The organism is Streptomyces sp. NPDC060198 (genome assembly GCF_042728415.1).
In the GTDB taxonomy this organism is placed as follows: domain Bacteria; phylum Actinomycetota; class Actinomycetes; order Streptomycetales; family Streptomycetaceae; genus Streptomyces.
This window is the reverse complement of record NZ_JBHWZJ010000535.1, coordinates 1-3,691: the sequence shown is the minus strand read 5'-3', so window position 1 is coordinate 3,691 and position 3,691 is coordinate 1. Positions and strand designations below refer to the sequence as shown.

Here is a 3,691-nt window from a genome sequence, read left to right as displayed (position 1 = left end):
GGTCCTTGCCGGTGCGCGCCGAGCGACTCGTGGCCTCGGCATGCGGTTACCTCACGTACGTGCTGGATCCGCGCGCCGAAGCCGGGCGGCTGTCCCCGGCGGACGCCTTCCACATCGAATTCGGCTTCCGGGGCACGCTCGCGGTCCTCGCCCAGGCTCTCACCGACGTCGGAACACCACCGCGGACCGCCGGCTGCGTGCTGGAACTCGGGCGGCGCGTCCTTCCCGTGGAGCCGGCGGACCCGCCCGAGGGACCCGTCCCCTTCGAGGACGAGGAGCGGGACGAGGAGGATGCCTTCACCGAGGCCACCGGCCTCGCCGGCCAGGCCTTCCACCTGGCAGAGCGCCACGCCGTCGACGAAGCGGAACACCGACTGGAACGGGCACTCGCCCTCCTGTCCTCGACCGTGTCCGGGACGCACCGCGGTCCCGTGTGGCTGCCGGAGCTCGCGGGTTCACTCGTCCGCGCCGACGCGACCACTGATCCCGATACGCTGCTCGGCCTGGTGAGGCACCCGGCCGACCGGGTGCGCGTACACGCGGCCGTGGCGCTGGCGTGCGCGGACGTGCGCCGGCCGGCCGATGCGCTCCACCACGCACGCGCGGCCACCCGTACCGTTGCCGCCGCGACCGCATGCGCCCCGTACTGGCCCTACGCGGCACAGGCGTTGGCGTCCGCCGGTGAAGTGGAGCGCGCCGTGGATCTGATCGCGCGGAACGGCCGGCCGGCCGGCGCAGGCATGCGGGCAGCATGGCGGAAGGCCGACCGGGCGGCACGCGTCGCCGTCGCCGCGGAACTCGGGACGCTCGCCCCCGATGTGGCGGCCGAGTTGATCCTTCCTCTTCTGCGGCGCCTGGATGCCGCCCGGTACGCGATCCGGAGTCAGGGACTGCTGACCTCTCTGGCGGAACTCCTCCCGGCCGCCGTCCACCTGCCGCCCGGACAGCGGTCGCTCTTCGACACGGCCTGGGAGCAGGCGCGTGGCCGGGCGGTGCGGAGCAGCCCGCAGTCCTGGCATCCCGAAGACGTCCTCGTAGAGGCATTCCTGCGCATCGGCGACGGGGAGGAACCGGGCCGTCAACTGGACTGGCTGGCGCGGGATTCGGCCAATCGCGGGACCGGAGAATTCCCGTCCGCCGCGCTGGCGGTACTCCACGCCACTCTGCACGACACGGCCACCGCCCGACGGGTGGCTGCGCTGTCCGCCTCCCCGCACCGCGGAGCATTCGCGCTGACGGCAGTGTCGGCGCACCTGGCCCGCGTCCCGTTACGCCCCCACCCCGTCCCCGCCCCGATCGGTGCGGACACCTTCACCCGCACCGTTCAGCACCTGGCCCTGTCGGCGACCTCGGGCATCCCTGGCGCCGGGAAGGCGGCCGTCGAACCGCTGCGTCTCGCACTCGGTACCACCGGCTGGTTTCACGCGATCCCGGTCCTCGCCCAGCTCGCCCCCGAGGCGCTCACCGCGGTCCGGGACATCGCCGTCATCCACCTCGCAACCGGTTCGGCGGCCCGGTGAGGCCCCGTACGCCACGTGCCGAGCCTCACCCGGGCGGCGCGGCCGCGCGGCTGTCACGGGCAGACGGTCCGCGGGGACTTGGGATCCTCCGCTACGGAGCGACCGCCACCCGGGCACGGACCGACAGCGCAGCGGCGACCTGGGCGGCCAGGTCCAAGGCGACCAGGCGCGCCTCCAACGGCGGGAGTGCGGCGCCGGGGTCCGGTGTGAGCGTGGACTTCCCCAGTAGCGGCCGAGCACCGTCACCGCCGACAGCACCGCCATCATGTCCCGCAGGCCAGACCTCATGACGTACCTCGCACCTCAAAGGGCCTCTTGTGCCAGCTTCCTCCCCGCACGGCAGGAGCGGCGCCGGCCCGCGGGGAACTTGACGGACTCCTGATGCCAGGCCACGACGCGCGTCAGGAGTCCGTATCGATCGTCGGTGGTTCCGTCAGAGAGGCGCCAGGGGACGGGGCGGAGGGGAACGAGGACGCTTCGATGAGGCGAACAGAGGATCGACTCGGGAGCGGTGGCCATGAAGGAGACTCTTCGCCGGCGGGTGGTGGTCGGCGTGGGCCTGGCACGGGAGGGCACCGCGCCCCTGCACAGGGCGGCGGCCGAAGCCCGGCGCAGCGGAGCCGAGTTGTGGGCGGTACACGCCTGGGAGACTCCCGGCGGCGGATACGGGCGCCAGGGGCAGTCCTGGGTTCAGGCGGAGGCGTTCCGCGATGCGGCGGAGGAACGGTTGCTCGCGACGCTCGGCGCCGCGTTCGGCCCCACCGGTCCCGCTGTCCCCACGCGGTGCCTGCTGGTCCGGAGTTCACCGGGCCGGGCTCTGGTCACGACCGCCGACCGCGAGGACGACCTACTGGTCCTCGGCACGGGCCGACGCGACTGGCCGCACCGCCTTCCGTGGCCGTCCGTGGCCCGGTACTGCCTCGCGCACGCCTCGTGTCCCGTACTGACCGTGCCGCCCTCGCCGCTGGCGAGGGAACTCGGCTCCGTGCGGCGCAGGATCGCCTGGCGGCTGCCGCTGGACGCCCGGGAGCTGACCGGCCCCCTCCCCCGTGGCCGGCGTTCTGACGTGGCTCGCCGCCTCTCGCGAGACGCTCTCTCCGGCCCCGAACGCCCGGCACGAGGGAGCGGCCCGGAGACCATCCCCGACCACGGAGGGGACGGCGCGGCGTAGAGGGTCACGCCGCGCCCGGAGCGGTGACCCGTGGGACGCTCAAGCGGTACCTGCCGGAACTCCGGCACGGTGGACGGCACCGCCGCCTTCCCCCGGCTCGCGCGCTGTCGCCGGCACCGTGCCGGAGGTCCGTACCAGCCGTCCTCGTCGAGATCGACCTGCGAAGGAATCCACCATGGACCTGGGCCTGTCCCACCGCATCGCGATCGTCACCGGTGCGAGCCGCGGCATCGGGCTCGCCGTCACCCGGGCTCTCGTCCGCGAAGGCGCGACCGTGGTCGCGGGGGCGCGGAGGAACACCCCTGAGCTCGAAACGCTGGCCGGCACCGGACGTGTTCTCGCCCTGGAGGTCGATCTGAGCGGTCCGAACGGCCCCCGCTCCCTCGTCGACGCGGCGGTCTCGGCGTACGGCGGCGTGGACATCCTCGTCAACAACGTCGGCGCGGTGCGCCCGCGCGTCGACGGCTTCCTGTCGGTGACCGACGAGGAGTGGGAGGCCGCGTGGACCATCAACTTCCTGGCGGCCGTCCGTGCCACCCGGGCCGCGCTCCCCCACATGGCCAAAAGGAGCGGAGGAGCCTGCGTGGTCACGATCAGCTCGGTCAACGCCTTCCTCCCCGATCCGCTGGTGATCGACTACGGCACCGCGAAGGCGGCGTTGTCCAACTTCTGCAAGGCGGTGTCCAAGGAGTTCGGGCCGCAGGGCGTCCGCGTCAACACGGTCAGCCCCGGACCCGTCAGTACCGCGCTGTGGCTGGGGGACGACGGTGTCGCCGCGTCGGTTTCCGCGGCCACGGGTGGCAGCCCCGAATCCGTGGCGGAGCAGGCCGCGGGCGGTTCGGCGACCGGTCGCTTCACCCGTCCCGAGGAGATCGCCGACCTCGTCGCCTTTCTGGCGAGCGACCGGAGCGGGAACATCACCGGAGCCGACTTCGTCATCGACGGCGGCCTGGTCACCACCCTGTAGTCGCCCTCTCCTCTCTTCACGGGCACACGGCAC

General features: G+C 73.2%; 2 protein-coding genes and 1 pseudogene. All 3 read left to right on the top strand.

Annotated features, from left to right (window positions below):
• A pseudogene (locus tag ACFWEP_RS33000) lies at positions 1 to 1,520 on the top strand (hypothetical protein); the annotation flags it as partial.
• Positions 1,521 to 2,037: 517 nt separating this feature from the next.
• Positions 2,038 to 2,691, top strand: a complete 654-nt coding sequence (locus ACFWEP_RS32995) for a universal stress protein (protein WP_387375732.1) — start codon at positions 2,038 to 2,040, stop codon at positions 2,689 to 2,691.
• Positions 2,692 to 2,866: 175 nt separating this feature from the next.
• Entirely contained in the window at positions 2,867 to 3,658 is a 792-nt protein-coding gene (locus tag ACFWEP_RS32990; protein ID WP_387375730.1) for an SDR family NAD(P)-dependent oxidoreductase, read from the top strand.
• Positions 3,659 to 3,691 lie beyond the last annotated feature (33 nt).